General features: G+C 61.5%; 12 protein-coding genes. 5 read left to right on the top strand and 7 right to left on the bottom strand.

Annotation, left to right across the window (positions count from 1 at the left end):
• Positions 1–942, bottom strand: coding sequence for an alpha-E domain-containing protein (locus FFM53_RS19040; RefSeq protein WP_003561792.1), 942 nt, complete (start codon positions 940–942; stop codon positions 1–3).
• Positions 942–2351, bottom strand: a complete 1410-nt coding sequence (locus FFM53_RS19045; protein WP_138330298.1) for a circularly permuted type 2 ATP-grasp protein — start codon at positions 2349–2351, stop codon at positions 942–944. The genes FFM53_RS19040 and FFM53_RS19045 overlap by 1 nt, the downstream gene beginning before the upstream one ends.
• 469 nt (positions 2352–2820) lie before the next feature.
• Here FFM53_RS19045 and FFM53_RS19050 point away from each other — a divergent pair, with 469 nt between their 5' ends.
• On the top strand, positions 2821–3720 hold the full coding sequence (locus FFM53_RS19050) for a DMT family transporter (RefSeq protein WP_138330299.1): 900 nt from the start codon (positions 2821–2823) through the stop codon (positions 3718–3720).
• Positions 3721–3773: 53 nt separating this feature from the next.
• Here FFM53_RS19050 and FFM53_RS19055 read toward each other — a convergent pair whose 3' ends face one another.
• The 3 genes from FFM53_RS19055 to FFM53_RS19065 form a co-directional block, all read right to left on the bottom strand.
• Positions 3774–5507, bottom strand: coding sequence for a DEAD/DEAH box helicase (locus FFM53_RS19055; RefSeq protein ID WP_029872329.1), 1734 nt, complete (start codon positions 5505–5507; stop codon positions 3774–3776).
• Between the two features lie 246 nt (positions 5508–5753).
• A complete protein-coding gene (locus FFM53_RS19060; protein ID WP_138386854.1) occupies positions 5754–6869 on the bottom strand; it encodes a DNA alkylation repair protein in 1116 nt (371 codons plus the stop codon).
• A 155-nt stretch (positions 6870–7024) separates the two neighbouring features.
• Positions 7025–8053, bottom strand: coding sequence for a LacI family DNA-binding transcriptional regulator (locus FFM53_RS19065; protein WP_138330301.1), 1029 nt, complete (start codon positions 8051–8053; stop codon positions 7025–7027).
• 161 nt (positions 8054–8214) lie between these two features.
• Between FFM53_RS19065 and FFM53_RS19070 the strand changes: the two genes are divergently transcribed.
• Both FFM53_RS19070 and FFM53_RS19075 read left to right on the top strand, forming a co-directional pair.
• Positions 8215–9162, top strand: a complete 948-nt coding sequence (locus FFM53_RS19070) for a dihydrodipicolinate synthase family protein (RefSeq protein WP_171598477.1) — start codon at positions 8215–8217, stop codon at positions 9160–9162.
• Between the two features lie 196 nt (positions 9163–9358).
• On the top strand, positions 9359–10744 hold the full coding sequence (locus FFM53_RS19075; protein WP_138386855.1) for an MFS transporter: 1386 nt from the start codon (positions 9359–9361) through the stop codon (positions 10742–10744).
• 125 nt (positions 10745–10869) lie between these two features.
• Here FFM53_RS19075 and FFM53_RS19080 read toward each other — a convergent pair whose 3' ends face one another.
• Positions 10870–11178, bottom strand: coding sequence for a hypothetical protein (locus FFM53_RS19080; protein ID WP_138330303.1), 309 nt, complete (start codon positions 11176–11178; stop codon positions 10870–10872).
• 319 nt (positions 11179–11497) lie between these two features.
• Between FFM53_RS19080 and FFM53_RS19085 the strand changes: the two genes are divergently transcribed.
• Positions 11498–14887: a response regulator gene (locus tag FFM53_RS19085; RefSeq protein WP_138386856.1), complete on the top strand. Its 3390-nt coding sequence runs from the start codon at positions 11498–11500 to the stop codon at positions 14885–14887.
• Positions 14888–14932: 45 nt separating this feature from the next.
• Here FFM53_RS19085 and mnmC2 read toward each other — a convergent pair whose 3' ends face one another.
• Positions 14933–15661 carry a tRNA (5-methylaminomethyl-2-thiouridine)(34)-methyltransferase MnmC2 gene (mnmC2, locus tag FFM53_RS19090; RefSeq protein WP_138386857.1) on the bottom strand — a complete coding sequence of 243 codons (729 nt, stop codon included), beginning with the start codon at positions 15659–15661 and terminating at the stop codon, positions 14933–14935.
• Between mnmC2 and FFM53_RS19095 the strand changes: the two genes are divergently transcribed.
• Entirely contained in the window at positions 15660–16838 is a 1179-nt protein-coding gene (locus FFM53_RS19095; RefSeq protein ID WP_138386858.1) for an NAD(P)/FAD-dependent oxidoreductase, read from the top strand. The two genes, mnmC2 and FFM53_RS19095, sit on opposite strands and share 2 nt — an antisense overlap.
• Positions 16839–16943: the final 105 nt, after the last annotated feature.

The raw sequence follows: 16943 nt of genomic DNA on the forward strand, positions 1-16943 counted from the left end.
TTATACATAGAACCGGTAGCCGTCGGAAATTTCCGCGCCGAGCTTGTTATTGCGCGAGACGAAATCCTCCAGGAACTCGTGCAGGCCCTGATCCATGATATCCCGGATCGCCCTCGTCTGCAGTGTCGTGCGGATTGAATCCGCGGTATCGTGGGCAGGGAGCCGCGCCTCGTAATCCTGGGCCAGATAGCCGAGATTGCTGACGATCTTCTCGTAGCAATAGGCAAGCGAGCGCGGCATCTGGACATTGAGGGTCAGGAAGTCGGCAATGTTCATTGCCCGGTATTCGCCGTCATAGGCCCAACTATAGGCACGGTGCGCGGAGACTGAGCGCAGGATCGATTCCCACTGCACGTTGTCGAGGGAAGAGCCGACAGCCGAGACCGAGGGCAGCAGCACGTAATATTTCACGTCGAGGATGCGGCTGGTATTGTCGGCCCGCTCGATGAAGGTGCCGATGCGGGCAAAATTATAGAGCTCGTTGCGCAGTGTCGAGCCATGGAAGGCACCGCGAATGAGGCCGGCGCGGCGCTTGATGACATCGATCACCTCTGGCATTTCGGCCGCCTTGACGCGCTTTTCGAGCAGTGACTTCAGGTCGATCCAGCATTCGTTGGTGGCTTCCCAGGTCTCACGCGTCAGCGCCGTGCGCACCATGCGGGCATTGTTGCGGCCGGAATCGATGCAAGACATGACGCTCGACGGATTGGTGCGATCGCGCAGGAGATAGTCGATCGCGTCGGCGTTGGTCAGCTTGTTGTGGCCTTCGTCATAAGCCTCGCGCACGCCCGCACTTTGCAGCACGCCATCCCAATTGTCATCGCCAGTGCTGCTGCGGGTCAGCGACATGCGCAACCCCGCATCGATCAGGCGGGCTATATTTTCGGCGCGCTCGATGTAACGAAACATCCAGTAGAGGCCGTTTGCTGTTCTTCCGAGCATCAGTCCTCCAATACCCAAGTGTCTTTGGTGCCGCCGCCCTGGCTGGAATTGACCACCAGCGAGCCTTGCTTCAGCGCCACGCGGGTGAGCCCGCCCGGAATGATCTGTACCTTGTCGGATACAAGCACATAGGGGCGAAGGTCGACATGGCGCGGCGCAATGCCCTTGTTGACGAGGATCGGCACGGTGGAGAGCGACAGCGTCGGCTGGGCGATGTAATTGTTCGGCTTGGCTTTCAGCTTCTCGGCGAAATCGGCGCGCTCCTTCTTCGACGCCGTCGGGCCGACCAGCATGCCGTAGCCGCCGGAGCCGTGCACCTCCTTGACCACGAGCTCTTCCAGGTGTTCCAGCACATATTTCAGGCTGTCGGCTTCCGAACAGCGCCAGGTCGGCACGTTTTCGAGCAGCGCCTTGCGGCCGGTATAGAATTCGACGATCTCGGGCATATAGGAGTAGATCGCCTTGTCGTCGCAAATGCCGGTGCCCGGCGCATTGGCGATGGTGATGTTGCCGGAGCGGTAGACATCCATGATGCCGGGAATGCCGAGCGCGGAATCGGATCGGAAGGTCAGGGGATCGAGGAAATCGTCGTCGACGCGGCGGTAGAGCACGTCGATCGCTTCGTAACCGCGTGTCGTCCTCATCTTCACCTTGCCGTCGATGACGCGCAGATCCGCACCCTCGACCAGTTCGACGCCCATCATGTCGGCGAGGAACGAATGCTCGTAATAGGCGGAATTGTAGATGCCCGGCGTCAGCACGGCGACGCGAGGCTTGCCCTTGCAGCCGGGAGGGGCGAGCGAGGCGAGGCTTTGACGCAGCAGATAGGGATAATCCTCGACACGCTGCACCTTGTTCTCGTGAAAGAGCTCAGGGAACATCTGCATCATGGTTTCCCGGTTTTCCAGCATGTAGCTGACACCGGAGGGCGTGCGGGCATTATCCTCCAGCACGTAAAACTGGTCCTCGCCGGTGCGCACGATGTCGGTGCCGACGATGTGGGTGTAGACGCCGCCGGGCGGCCGGAAACCGATCATTTCGGGGATGAAGGTGACGTTGTTTTCGATCAGCTCGCGCGGAACGCGGCCGGCGCGGATGATCTCCTGCTTATGGTAGATATCGTCGAGAAAGGCGTTAAGCGCGATCACCCGCTGCTCGATGCCTTGGGCGAGCTTGCGCCATTCGCGGGCGGAGATGATGCGGGGAATGATGTCGAAGGGGATGAGTTTTTCGGAACTGTCGGCATGGCCGTAGACCGCGAAGGTGATGCCGGTCTTCCGGAAGATGTTTTCCGCATCGCGGGATTTGGCAATCAGATGCGCCCGGTCTTGGCTGTTGTACCACTCGAAGTATTTTTCATAAGGCGGGCGAGAACTTTCGTCCCCGGTAATCATTTCATCAAATGCCAAAGGCTCGGCTCCCCTTTTTTGTTCATTTGAATACAACGCAAATGGCAATGCAAGAACCATGCGCATTTCGAGGAAAAGATTTTGCGCTGCGGGAAACGGGTGAAAATCTGGGCATTTAAAGTGATGCGGTGCGGCATGGCGGATGGTGGATCTCGATGCTTGCGCAAAATCTGAGCATGTGATTGTTTTTCGTTCGGCCTACTGCATAATTTCACCCTTAAATCGACTCCGCTTTAAGGGTGAAATTATGCCGCAATGAAAGTGCTACAACGTCCTTTGCGCCTCTCGAAAAGACGCGCGGCGCTGTAGACGGTCGAATATGGTCATGCGCGGGCAACCGCGGGCTGGCGCGACCGCCACTGGATCGCTGCCATCAGCGAAATTTCAGATAAGCATCAACGCTTCGCCTTTGACGGCGGCGGCCGGGTAGGGCTATCAGCACGGCACCTCTTCTCTCCCGAGCCGCTCCATGTCCCTCGATCGCCTTGCCCCCGCCGTCTTCGTCCTGCTCTGGTCCACGGGCTGGGTGGTGGCGAAATACGCCTCGCTGCATTCCGAGCCCTTCACCTTTCTTTCGATACGCTACGCGCTGTCGGCGGCGGCATTCCTGGCGCTCTGCCTGGTGGTGCGGGCGCAATGGCCGAGCCGGGCGGCGGCGCTGCGCGCCGTCTATTCCGGCTTCTTCCTGCATGGCTTCTATCTCGCCGGCCTCTGGTGGGCGATCGCCAACGGCGTGCCGGCCGGCATATCCGGCATCATCGCGGCGCTGCAGCCGCTGTTGACGGCGATGGCCGCTCCCTTCCTCATCGGCGAGCGGCTGCAGCAGGCACAGAAACTCGGCCTTGCCCTTGGCTTCGTCGGCATTGCCATCGCCATTTCGCCGAAGCTGCTCGATCCGGCGACCGCCGATCTCACGCATGCCGCCCTGCCGCTGGCGATCAATCTCGTCGCCATGGCGTCCGTCACCTACGGCACGCTCTATCAAAAGAAACACCTGCAAGCCGGCGACCTCCGAACCATCGCGACCCTGCAATATGTCGGCGCGCTGATCCTCACGCTGCCGCTGTCGCTGGTCTTCGAGCATCAGCATTTCGATGGCGCCGCGCAGGCCTATGGCGCGCTGGCCTGGTCGGTCTTCGGTCTATCGATGGGCGGCGTCGGGCTGCTGCTCTATCTGATCCGCCGGGGTCAGGTGTCACGCGCCGCCTCGCTGATCTACCTGATGCCGCCGGCGGTTGCTCTCGAAGCCTTCATCGCCTTCGGGGAACCGCTGACCCTGCCGCTGATCGTCGGCACCGTGGTGGTCGTGACAGGCGTCTATCTGACGAACCGCAGGGCGTTCAGAGAGCATAGGCCTGCAGAGGCGTAGATAACAAAAAGGCCGGAGATCTCCGGCCTTTTTGCTTTTCAATCGTTCGACGTTCAGGCGCGTTCGCGGCGCTGGCCGCCACCGTTGCGGGAGCCGGAGCCACCGCGACGATTGCCGCCGTTGCCGTCGCGGCGCGGTTCGCCGGCCTGGGCCTGCTGCGGGCCGCGGTCCTCGCCATGCTTGCGGGCCGGGCGGCCGTGGGCATGGCGGCTGTTGCCGCGGTGATGACCGCTCGGCTCACCATTGGCATGGGCGCCGTGATGGGCCGGACGCTGCGGCTTTGCAGAGGCGCGGAAATCGGAGGTCGAGGCCAGATCGTTGTCGGGGCCGAGATCCGGGGTCGCTTCACCGCGGCGCTGACCGCGGAAGTCCTCGTTGCGGCTGGTCGGGCGCTCCGGACGCGGACGACGCTCCTCGCCGCCGGCGCGGACTTCGCTGCCTTCACCTTCGCGGCGCGGGCGGCGTTCCTGACGGCTGCCGCGATGCTCGGAGCGATTCTGGTCGCCACGGCCTTCGCCACGACCCTGACCTTCGCGACCCTGGCCGCCATTGCGATTGCGGTTGTTGCCGTTGCCGTTGGCGCGACGGGGGCCGCCGCCGATGTTTGCCGGCGCTTCGCCGCTGGCGACAGTGATGTCGATGCCCATCAGGCGCTCGATATCACGCAGCAGCTTGGCTTCGTCGGGAGCGCAGAAAGCGATGGCGATGCCGTCGCGGCCGGCACGCGCCGTGCGGCCGATGCGATGCACATAGGCGTCGGGCACTTCAGGCAGGTCGTAGTTGTAGACGTGGCTGACGGCCGGAATGTCGATGCCGCGGGCGGCGACGTCGGTGGCGATCAGCGTCTTGATGCTGCCGTCGCGGAAGGCCTTCAGCGCCCGCTCGCGCTGACCCTGGCTCTTGTTGCCGTGGATCGAGGCGACGGAATAGCCGATGTTTTCGAGATGCTTCATCAGCTTCTCGGCACCGTGCTTGGTGCGCAGGAAGACCATGGCGCGGCCATCGGGGTTTTCGGTCAGCGACTTGCGGAGCAGCTCCGTCTTGTCGTTCTTGCCGGCGACGAAATGAACGTACTGCTCGACCTTGTCGGCAGCCTTACCTGGAGGCGTGACTTCGACCTTGACGGGATCGACGAGATATTCGCCGGCAAGATCGGCGATCGCCTTCGGCATGGTCGCCGAGAACAGCATGGTCTGACGCTTTTTCGGCACCATCTTGGCGATCTTGCGCAGATCGTGGACGAAGCCGAGGTCGAGCATCTGGTCGGCTTCGTCGAGCACGAGATAGCGAACGGCAGTCAGCGTGATCGCGCGGCGATTGATGAGGTCGAGCAGCCGGCCGGGCGTGGCGACGAGAATATCTGTGCCCTTTTCAAGCTGAAGCTGCTGCTTGTTGATCGAGACGCCGCCGACGACGACATTGATGCGCAGCGACGACTTGCGGATGAATTTCTTCAGGCTCTCGGCGATCTGGTTCACCAGTTCGCGGGTCGGCGCAAGGATCAGCGTGCGCGTCGTGCGGTTGTCGGGGCGCCGTTCATCGGCGAGCAGCTTTTCGATAAGCGGCAGTCCGAAAGCAGCGGTCTTGCCGGTGCCGGTCTGGGCAAGGCCGATCAGGTCGCGGCCTTCGAGGAGGAGAGGAATGGCATGTTCCTGGATCGGCGTCGGCGTTTCGATGCCGAGCTGGAACAAAGTAGCGACGATCGGCTTGGAGACACCAAGCGATTCAAAATTAGTCAAGGTATAACCTTTCGGGGCGCCACAATGACTATCGCCGGAACGCACCATGCGATCCGGTTTCATTCTGGCGTCAAGAACCCCGCGTGAAGTGGGAACTTGTGAGTTGGAAAAAGCTTTCCAGCGCTTCTGGCCGCTCATGGGAGTGCGGCGCTCTATCGAAATGCGCTTTTGTCCCTTCTTCCTGCATCTGTATTTTTCAGCAGGGGCACGCTCACGCGGCGGCCGGAAGGGTGAAAGCTGACCCGCATTTGGGCTAGTTCGCGTGGAAAGTCAAGTGCGGTGCACAAGAAAGCCTCAGCCTTGGTCAGGTGAGGGCATGACGAGGACGAAGCTTTGCGATGCGGTCTCCGCGCCGTTGACGAGGATGGCGATGCGATGTTCGCCTGGATAATAACGCCGCGTCGTGATCGGCCGCATGGCGTGGCGACGCCCAATTGTATGGCTTTGCCCCGGAGCGAGCATTATCGCCTTGCACTTGAACACCTTGGGTGAGAGCGAACCGTCGCTCTTCACATGGTGAACGGCGTAGTCGATCATCAGCGACTGCGCTCGCTCGCCTGCATTCGTCACCCGGATTTCGAAATCCAGCCCTTCGCCGAACATCACCTCGCCGTTTACGAGCCGCAGTTCGCACTCGAGCGAATCGCTGGCGGCGAAGCCGAAATTGGCGAGCGCCTGCGCGTGGCCGTTCTTCAGCAGCGTGCGCGAGGCATGTTTCAGCAGCCAGCGGCGTTCGGAGGAAGCGCCGTCGATATGGCCGGCGATGAAGGCGGCGACCAGATCGGGGTGATCCTTGGCGACATCGTTCAGGCTGTTGGCCACGGATCGGCGCACATAATCCTCCGGATCATCCATCAGCGCGGTCAGGATGGGCAGGATCGGCGCCGGATCCTTCACGAGCTGCGGCAGGCGCATCGCCCAGGGCAGGCGCGGCCGCGTTCCCTCGCTCGCCAGCCGGCGCACATGCTGGTCGGGATCGTCGACCCAGCCTGAAACGATGGCAAGCGCGCGCTGCTGGTCGCGGTGGATAAAGGGGCGGATGCCGAATTCGGCGGTGAAATGCGGCGTCAGCGCCTTTAGGAGATCGAGACCGAGATCGAAGTGATCAAGGCCGCGTGCGGCGATGAACTGATTGACTGGCAGCAGCATCCAGCCTGAGAGCCCCGGCCTGCCGGCGGCGGGCAGGCTGGCCTTGAGAATGGCTGCGGCCTCCCGGAAATCACCGGGAAGCGTGGCAAACAGCGCGTCGCGGATCAGCGCCGACCGCTCCATCAGCTCCAGCGCGGAGAGGCCCTCGGTCGCCAGCGTCACGAAGCGGTTTTTATCGAAGATCTGCGCGTTGCCGGCAATACGATCGGCCATATCGCCGACCAATGTTTCATGCAGCAAGTTCTTGAGCGGTTCCGGCATGCTGGTCCTTCCTCTTTATGCGACCACCGCATGCCGGCCGAATGAGGGCAGCATGGTCTGCGAAACATCTGGCGATTTGCTATCAGAGAATAGAGTGATCGCACCCACTCGAGCAATCGTGTGCAGATAGTGGGGGTATGCGTGTGGCGCGAGCTTTAGCGTATCGGTGCCGTCGATTTCCTTGGAATAAGGGTTGGGGCCGAGATCCGAATACGCTCGTCGGCAGGACTGTTGTCACCGGCAAGAAGATCAAGGGCGTTTGACGCAATTTGCTCGAACGGCACCCGCAACGTCGTCAGCGGCGTGGGGAGGTGGCTGACAATCGGAATGTCGTTATAGCCTACGATCGAGATGTCCTGCGGCACGGAAAGGCCAAGTTTCGTCAGTCCCGACAAGGCGCCGATGGCAGTATTGTCGTTTACGGCGAAAACAGCGGTTGGGCGCGGACTAAGACGCATCAGGGTTTCGACGGCTACCGCACCGGACTCAATGCCGAATGTCGAGGGAATGATGTATGAGGGATCTGCATTCAGTCCAGCCTCTTCCAGGGCGTGGCGGAAACCCTCCACGCGGCCTCGCGAACTGGAGGCATAGGATGGACCGGCAATGACGCCAATTTTGCGATGGCCGAGATCGAGGAGATGGCGGGCCGCGAGGTAACCACCGAGCCTGTCATCGCCGACCGACGAGAGGCTGTGGCCATCCGTCCGGAGGGCCAGGACATAGGGAATACCGCGTTTTGCCAGCTCGTCCGGAAAGTCATCGTCTTCCCGCGCCGTCGAAAGAATCAGTCCATCGACACCGCGCTTCAGCAGAGACTCGGCCGCAAGCCGGTCTGCCTTTGGCTTGTCGTCGGTCGTTGCGACAATCGCGAAGCGGCCACTACGGCTGCAGGCCTTGGCCAGTGCTTCGTAAAGCATGGCCATGACCGTATCCGTCAGCCTGGGCACGATCACCCCGATTGTCATTGTGTTGCCACGCCTAAGGCTCGCTGCGGAAACGTCCCGAACGTATCCCAGCTCTTCGGCAACCTTGCGCACGCGACGCGCGGTCTCGCTGTCGGAGCGGGGAAGCCTTTCGTCGAGAATGCGGGACACGGTAGACTTGGAGACACCGGCTGCGGCAGCGACGCCGTGAATAGTGACACGGGTCTGCCCCTGAACTTCATCCGTCTTTGAATTCATTGAGCCTTTTCCATTCGAGTCGGCATTGAGCCGCCGCTCTCCAGCATGCCTCAAAAAAGATATTGACTCCAGAGAATTCGAGAACGATAGTGGGAACGTTCCCGTAAACGATCCTATACCGATCGCGAGCGAACCGCGATTGCACGAAGGAGGAGACCAATATGCAACCGATGGATATGCGCGGGCTGAGCCCGGCCCCCGTTACCGCTTTCACCCGCGACGGTGAAATTGATCACAAAGCCAATGCCAAAATCGCCAAATGGCTGGTCTCGATGGAAGGCGTCAAAAGCCTCGTCATCCTCGGCCATGCCGGCGAGGGCACCTTCCTCACGGAAGAGGAGCGCCTTGCTCTCATCCGCACCTATGTCGAAGCGGTCGACGGTGCCGTTCCGATCATTGCCGGGATTACCGGTGAAGGCACGAGGGTCGCCGCTGAAGAGGCCAGGAAATGCAAGGCGGCTGGTGCCACCGGCGCACTCGTCTATCCGAACCACGGCTGGCTGCGTTTCGGCTTTCAGAAGGGAGCGCCTCAGGATCGCTACAAGGCAATCTGGCAGGAGTCTGGCCTCCAGTGCATCCTGTTCCAATATCCCGACGCCACCAAGGCATCATACGATCTCGATACACAGCTTGCGATTGCCACACAGGAAGGCGTCGTCGCCACCAAGAACGGCGTGCGCAATATGAAGCGCTGGTATGTCGAAATTCCGGAGCTGAAGAAGGCCAATCCAAAGCTGCAGGTTCTGAGCTGCCATGATGAATGGCTGCTGCCAACCATGTTCGATGTCGACGGTCTGCTCGTCGGTTATGGCAATATCGCGCCGGAACTGCTGATCGACCTGATCAAAGCTGGCAAGGCGCAGGACTATCCGGAAGCGCGCAAGATCTTCGAACGCCTTCTTCCGGTGACGCGTGCCGTCTATCACCGCGGCTCTCACATGGAAGGCACCGTGGCCCTGAAACTCGGCCTTGTCCACCGTGGTATCCTTGATCACGCCACGATCCGCGAGCCGCTGAAGAACCTTGGCGAAAAGGCCGAAGCAGAGATCTTTGCTGCCTTCGACGCCGCCGGTATTGGCCGCGTTGACCAGTTGCTGGCTGCCGAGTGACCTCTTGACGCCCCTGCGCAGGTCGCAGGGGCGCATTCCGAAGGGAGGAGGAAACCATGGAAACCCGCCGAGGCAGACTTGAACGTCTTTGAAGGCCATTGCTCTGACAGGACGAACTGACGCGCAGTAGCAACCATCAAGCAGGAGCGCCCCTGGCCGGGAGAGTGGTAGGCCACGGGGCGAGAAGGAGGAACCAATGAATGTCATGCAGCCAATGCCGGCTGAGACGGCGACTGTCGCTGATCCTCAGGCCGAAATCAGCGCTCGTCTGGAGCGCCTTCCCATCACCCGCGAGGTATTCTGGGCGCGCAATATCGTCGGCGCCGCAACGTTCTTCGACGGCTACACGGTCATCGCCATCGCTTATGCCATGCCCGTCCTCGTGCGCGAGTGGGGCCTGACCCCTTCACAGACAGGCATGATCCTGTCGATGGGCTATCTGGGGCAGTTGATCGGTGCGATCCTGTTTGGCTGGCTCGCCGAGAAGATCGGCCGGCTGAAAGTTCTCCTGTTCACCATCCTGCTCTTCGTCAGCATGGATGTCGCATGCCTGTTTGCTGCCGGGGCAGGCATGATGATGGCCTTCCGTTTCGTCCAGGGGATCGGCACCGGCGGCGAGGTCCCGGTCGCCAGCGCCTATATCAACGAGTTGATCGGATCGAAGGGGCGCGGCAAGTTCTTCCTCCTCTATGAGGTCATGTTCCTGCTGGGCCTCGTCGGCGCCGGGCTGATCGGCTACTTCTTGGTGCCGGTTTACGGCTGGAAGGCGATGTTCGTCGTCGGTCTCGTTCCCGCAATCATCATGGTTCCTCTGCGCTGGTTCCTGAAGGAATCACCGCGTTGGCTAGCTGCCAACGGCCGCTATGGCGAAGCAAACGCTATCGTCACCCGCATGGAAGAAAGTGCTCGTGCAGCCGGCAAGGAATTGCCCGAACCGAAGCTCATCCAGGCGCCGGTCCGCCGAAAGTCGGACTGGCGCGAGCTCTTCCAGGGCATTTACCTGAAGCGGACGCTTTCCATCTGGGCAATGTGGTTTACCGCCTATACGGTTGCCAACGGTACGATCACCTGGCTGCCGACCCTGTATCGACAGGTCTTCAACCTCCCGCTTCAAACCAGCATCTTTTATGGGTTCCTGACGTCGGTCGGAGGCGTGATCGCCGCCGTCATCTGCGCGCTGCTCATCGACAAAGTGGGACGCAAGCGCTGGTACACCGGTGCGCTGCTTCTCGCTCCCGTGCCGTTGCTGGCTCTCGCATGGCTCGGCGCGACCTCACCCATCCAGGTCTTGGTTCTAGCCGGCCTCGCTTATGCGATCGTCCAGACCGTCACATTCTCCCTTTACCTGTACTCGGCAGAGATCTATCCGACGCGCCTCAGGGCATTGGGAACCGGAACCGGCAGCGCCTGGCTTCGCCTGGGATCATCGGCCGGCCCGATCCTCGTCGGTACGGTGATGTCTTCCATGGGCATCCAGTATGTCTTTGCGAGCTTCGCAGCCATTCTGATCGTCGGTGCAATCATCACGATGTTGTTTGCGATAGAAACCAAGGACCGCGTGTTGGAGGAGCTTTCTCCGTAACGATTGAAAATACGGTCTGATCAACTTTGAGCTGGCGGATGAAAATCCGCCAGTTTCATTTGGTCGTCGTTGAGGGCACTGGGTCGGCGCCGCCGGGAGGTCAAGCGGCGCCGGATGCGGTTTTCCTATTCCGGGCAGACTTTGACGCGATAAGGCTCGCCCCAGCGATCGTGCCGCCATTCGATATGGCAATAGGACGGCCGGTAATAGGTCCTATAGACGGGATAGGGGCGATAAACAGGATAGGCAGGGTAAACAGGGTAAGCGGGACGGGCGGCCTCCGACAGCAGGGCGCCGCCTACGACGCCGGCGGCAAGGCCGCCCCAGAAGGCATCGCGTGGACGGGCATCGGCAGTGGTGGCGGTGGCGAGCGAGGCGCCGGCAAAAGTCAGCGCAATCAGGCCCGTCGCCATGGTTTTATGAAGAACGGACATGGTATTTTCCTTTCATGGGCATGGCTTCCATAAAGCCATGCCGCAGACTCGGCCCGGATCGCGGCGGCGCAATGGCCGCGCAAGCGCTTTCGGCATTAAATTTTCGTCATGATTTCAACGGATCCCGACGTCGAAAGGATTTATGGCGGGCGACCTTTCAGTCTCGTGCAAGCGGGGGCTGGTAATCCCGAATTATCTTCAGCTTGGTGAGCCGGCTTGTAAAATTCCGCTGTCGAAATTTATGGTTAAAACCTTGTTAAAAGCCTTGGCGTTATAGTTTTTGTAGTCGATATTTCATTCATTGCGGGAGCGATATTTTTTGAAATCAGCCGGGGAACTTCTGGAGTTGGCTTGCCGCCGGATCGCTGATCTGGATACCCCGGCCTATGTCAAGAACAGCGAGCTGCGCTATATCGCCGTCAATGAGGCCTATGCCCGCTTTCTAGGCCGCGAGATCTCCGATTTTATCGGCAGGCGCAGCCGCGAGCTTCTCGACCGCCCCGAGGAAGAGGAGCGCGAGGACAAGGAACGCCGCGCACTGGTGTTCGGCACTGAGGAAAACGCCATCTGCTTCGATGCGGCAGGCCTCGGCCATGAGCGCATCCAGATCGAAAGCTTCTCGCCGTCGCCGGATCGGGCCTATGTGCTCGGCATTTTCGAAGTGCGCGAGCCGCCGCGTCGGACGGTTGGCGACCCTGGGATCGCCGGCGATCCTCGGATGACTGGCGACGCCGGCGGCGCCGCCGATTTCGCCCGCGTGCGCGAGGCGCTGGAACAGCTCGACCAGCCGATCGGCATCTTTGCCGAGGATGGCCGGCCGCTGGTCGTCAACGCCGCCTATCGCAGCTGCGCAAAGCCCGCGGCTGTCAGCGACACGGCCTGGCACGAGAGCGTCAATGAGCTCGACCTGCTGCGGACCATCCTGGAGGACCTCCCGGTCGCAGCCTTCGTGCGCGACGAGAAGCATCGCCTCGTCTACGCCAATCAATATTACGAGACCTTCAGCGGCCATAGCCGTTCCCGGGTCCTTGGGATGACCGAACACGAAATGTTCGGTCCGGACGGGGGCGAGGCGATCTACCAGGAAAACCTGCTGGCGTTGCAGGGAGGCAGGTCGAAGGAGATCGAAAGCCTGCTGCCGAGCAAGGACGGCCATATCTATTCCGTCCTCTCGCGCGTCAACCGCGTCGTGACAGCGGATGGTCGGCCCTATGTCGTCGGCTCCTTTTCAGACATCTCGCCACTCAAGGAACGAGAGAAGGCGCTGATCGAGGCGCAGAAACACGAAGAGGTGCTGCACCGGGATATAGAGAATATCCTGCGCTCGCTACCGGTCGGCGTGCTGATCCTCGATAACGATCACCGGATCCTCTACGTCAACGACGAGTTCTACGGCATCTGGGAGCTGCCACTCGACGATCCCTTCGACGGCCGCCCCTTCATCGACGTCATCCACCGCAATTATGAGCTCGGTCGCTACGACGGCACGCAGACGCCCGAGGAGATCTACGATTTCCGCAAGCACCTGTTCGAGACCGAGGAGCCCGAGCCGATCGAGCTCGGCTGGGCGGGCGGCAAATCCGTCATCTTCGATAGCCGCCGTATCTCGAACGACCGGATCCTGCTCACCTATGCCGACATCACGGCCGTGCGTGAGCGGGAAAAGGAGATCCACGAGGCCCGCGCCGCGCTGGAGCGGCTCGGCGAAATGATGCGCGATGCGACCCATGCCATGCCGCAGGGCCTGGCCATCGTTCAAGACGGCATCATCAAGATGTCCAACGAGGCGCTTTCTGACATCCTGCAGATTCCGGCCACCTATCTCGAGCCTGGCGAGAGCTGGATTGGCATGTTCGAATTTTGCGCGGCGCGTGGCGATTTCCATGATGCGGCGGTCGAAATCCTGCAGGGCTGGCGCGACAATATCGCGGCCAGGCTGCCGATTTCCACCGTCTTCCATGTCGGCGGCGAGCGCTGGGTGAACATGGATGCGACGGTCAGCAAGGGGCAACACTGGGTGGCGCTTTTTACCGACGTCACCGAGCTCAAGGGCCGCGAGGAGGAGCTACGCCAGCTGCTGTCGCGCGCCGAAGCCGCCGATCGCGCCAAATCCGAATTCCTCGCCAATATGAGCCATGAGATCCGCACACCGATGAACGGCGTGCTTGGGATGGCGGAACTGCTTGCGAAGACCAACCTCGATACGCGCCAGAAGACCTTCGTCGATATCATCGTCAAGTCGGGCAACGCGCTGCTGACGATCATCAACGATATCCTCGACTTCTCGAAGATCGATGCCGGGCAGATGAAACTGCGCAAAGCCGCCTTCGATATCACCGAAGCGGTGGAGGACGTGGCGACACTCTTGTCCTCGCACGCCGCCGAGAAGAACATCGAACTCCTGGTGCGGGCCGCACCCGACCTGCCCGCCGCCGTGATCGGCGACGCCGGGCGTTTCCGCCAGATCGTTACCAATCTTGTCGGTAACGCCGTCAAGTTCACCGAGCGCGGCCATGTCTTCGTCGATGTCGGCTTCCAGCCGGCGGCCGGCGGCGAGATCATGGCGTGCATCCGCATCGAGGATACCGGCATCGGCATTCCGTCGGAGAAGCTCGAATCGGTCTTTGATAAATTCTCGCAGGTGGACGCCTCGTCGACCCGGCGGCATGAAGGAACCGGCCTCGGTCTTGCGATCACCGCCGGGCTCGTCGACCTTTTCGGCGGTTATCTCAACGTCGAAAGCGAATGGGGCAAGGGCTCCGTCTTCACTATCAACCTGCCGTTTCCGGTGGCGGCCGCCCGCCTTGAGCCGAAGCCGTTGCCGATCAACGTGCAGGGCGCGCGTATCCTCGTCGTCGACGACAATGAAGTAAACCGGCGAATCCTCACCGAGCAGCTATCTCTCTGGGGCTTCGACGGCGTGGCCGCAGAAGGCGGCGGCACCGGGCTTGCGATCCTGGAAGCGGCGGCCGGCCTCGGCGTTACCGTCGATGCCGTCGTGCTCGACTATCACATGCCTGATATGAACGGCGCCGATGTCGCGCGCCGGCTGCGCGCCGACCCTCGCTTCGTCGAACTGCCGATCATCTTCCTGACGTCGATGGATATTTCGGGCACCGAAAAGGAATTCGCGGCGCTGAACGGCCACGCGCATCTGATGAAGCCGGCGCGCGCCAACGTGCTGCGCAACACCGTCGTTGAAGTGGTGCGCGCCAGCCGCGTCAAGCAGGCTTCCGAGGCCGAGATTGCCCGGCTGCAGACGGAAGTGGCCGTGCCGGCGCCTGCGCCGCAGAAACGGGCCGCTGAATTCGTCGACGTGCTCGTTGCCGAGGACAACGAGGTCAACCAGATCGTCTTCACCCAGATCCTGCAAGGCACGGGTCTTTCCTTCCTCGTCGTGGACAATGGCGAGGAAGCAGTCGCCGCCTGGGAGCGGCATACGCCGCGCATCATCATGATGGACGTCTCAATGCCCGTCATGAACGGCCATCAAGCCACCCAGACGATCCGCGAACGCGAAAAGGGGCAGGGGCACCGGGTGCCGATCATCGGCGTTACCGCCCATGCGCTCGAAAGCGACCGCGAACTCTGTCTCGATGCCGGCATGGACGACTACATGTCGAAGCCGATCAGCCCCGAACTGCTCGAGGAAAAAATCCGCCAGTGGCTCGGAACGAGCGAGCAACTGCCGGAGCGCACCAGCTACTGATCTCCGGATAATTTTTATGAACGGCGATGGTTAGTGGGTAGCGCTTCAGCGCCCAATATTTTTTACGCCGCAGAGCATTTCGCGCTTGCCGGCAAAGCCCTTGCGGCGCTCAACGGCAAAACCTGCGGCGATGAGGTTGCGGCGCACGAAGCCCGCCGCCGCATAGGTGGCGAAGGTGCCGCCGGCTGTGCTTTTCTCGCAGATGAGCCGCATCAGTTCCTCCGACCACATATCGCTGTTGCGCGATGGGGCGAAGCCGTCGAGATACCAGGCGTCGAAGCCGCGCTTGGCTGCCGCGACGCCCTGCAAAGCATGACCGCAGACCACGCGGAGCGTCGTCTGGGCATCGAGATCGAGCTCAACGATGCCATCAGGTGCTTGCGGCCACGCCGCCATCAGCGCTTCGCGTTCTGCATCGATCTCCGGCCAGTGCGACAGCGCCCGGCCGATTTCTTCGCCGCGCATCGGGTGGAGTTCGAAGGAGATGAAATGCAGGTGCTGGCCGTCTGCACGGTGGAGTTTCCATTGCCGCCAGGTCTCGGCGAAGTTCAGCCCGGTGCCGAAGCCGAGCTCGCCGATCAGGAATCGCTGCCGCCCGTTCCAGCGCTCCGGCAGGCCATTGCCGGCGAGAAAAACGTGGCCGCATTCCAGCCGCCCGTCGGTCTGACAATAAAAATGATCGCCAAAGGCCATGGAATAGGGCATATCGCCGTCGCGCCATTCGAGCGGCTGCGGCGCGCCTGCGCCAATCTGATCGGGGTTCACGTCTGTCATGGAAAAAGCCGATAGTCCTCGGCCGGTCTCAGGTCAATCGTCCTCAGAATTGCTGATCGTCGGCGGCGGCATCATGGGGCTCTGGGCGGCCGTCCATGCCGAGCGCCGGGGCATCCGTGCCGTTATTGCCGACGCCGGCAGGTTGGGCGAAGGTGCAAGCGGCGGCCTGCTCGGCGCGTTGATGCCGCATATGCCGGACCGGTGGTCGGAGAAGAAGCAGTTTCAGTTCGATGCGCTGGTCTCGCTCGAAGCCGAGATCGCCGTGCTCGAAGCCGAGACCGGACTTTCTGCCGGCTACCGCCGTTCCGGACGGCTGATCCCGCTGCCGAAGCCCCATCTCAACACAATAGCGCGCGGCCATTTCGAGGACGCCGAACGCCATTGGCGGGCGGGCGAACGTCGCTTCCACTGGCATGTGGTCGACGGGCCTGATGTAGACGGTTGGATCGAGGCGTCTGCCGGCGAGAGCGGCTTCGTGCATGACACGCTCGCCGCCCGCGTTGCTCCCCGCTTGCTGGTCGCAGCGCTCATCGCCTTCCTGCGGCGGGCAAAGCATGTTCGCATCCTGGAGCATGCGACGGTTGCCGGCCTCGATCCCGATTGCGGTACGGCCGAAATCAACGGCGAAACCATTGTTTTCAGTCACTGCATCCTGGCTGCCGGCCATCAGTCCTTTCCGTTGTTGCAAGGTCTGACGCCGGGGCTGAAACAACCGCTCGGCCAGCCGGTCAAGGGGCAGGCGGCATTATTGAAAGCCGATATCGACCCGGCGCTGCCGACGATCTTCCTCGACGGGCTCTATGTCGTCGCGCATGAGGGCGGGCACGCGGCAATCGGAAGCACCAGCGAGAACCGCTTTGACGATCCTACATCCACCGACGTCCAGCTCGACGTGCTGATCGAGGCGGCACGGGGCATCGTACCGACGCTTCGCGACGCCCCTGTTATCGAGCGCTGGGCCGGGCTTCGCCCGAAGGCGATCGATCGGGATCCGATGATCGGCCGCCATCCCGACCACCGGCGCCTGATCGCGCTGACCGGCGGCTTCAAGGTCAGCTTCGGCCTCGCCCACCGGCTGGCGGAGGCGGCGATATGTATCGCAGGCGATACAGACTGCGGATTTTTGCTGCCGGAAAGCTTCGCAATTTCAAGCCACATCGCGGCGGCTTCACGTTAAACGTGAATTAGACGCCGCTGCGTTTCGTTATTCTGTCATGCAAATCACCTATCTGCTTGCGCATCGACAGCGCCGGATCTGAACGGTGCTCACTTCCTTGATGGA

This window comes from Rhizobium indicum (assembly GCF_005862305.2).
Lineage (GTDB): Bacteria > Pseudomonadota > Alphaproteobacteria > Rhizobiales > Rhizobiaceae > Rhizobium > Rhizobium indicum.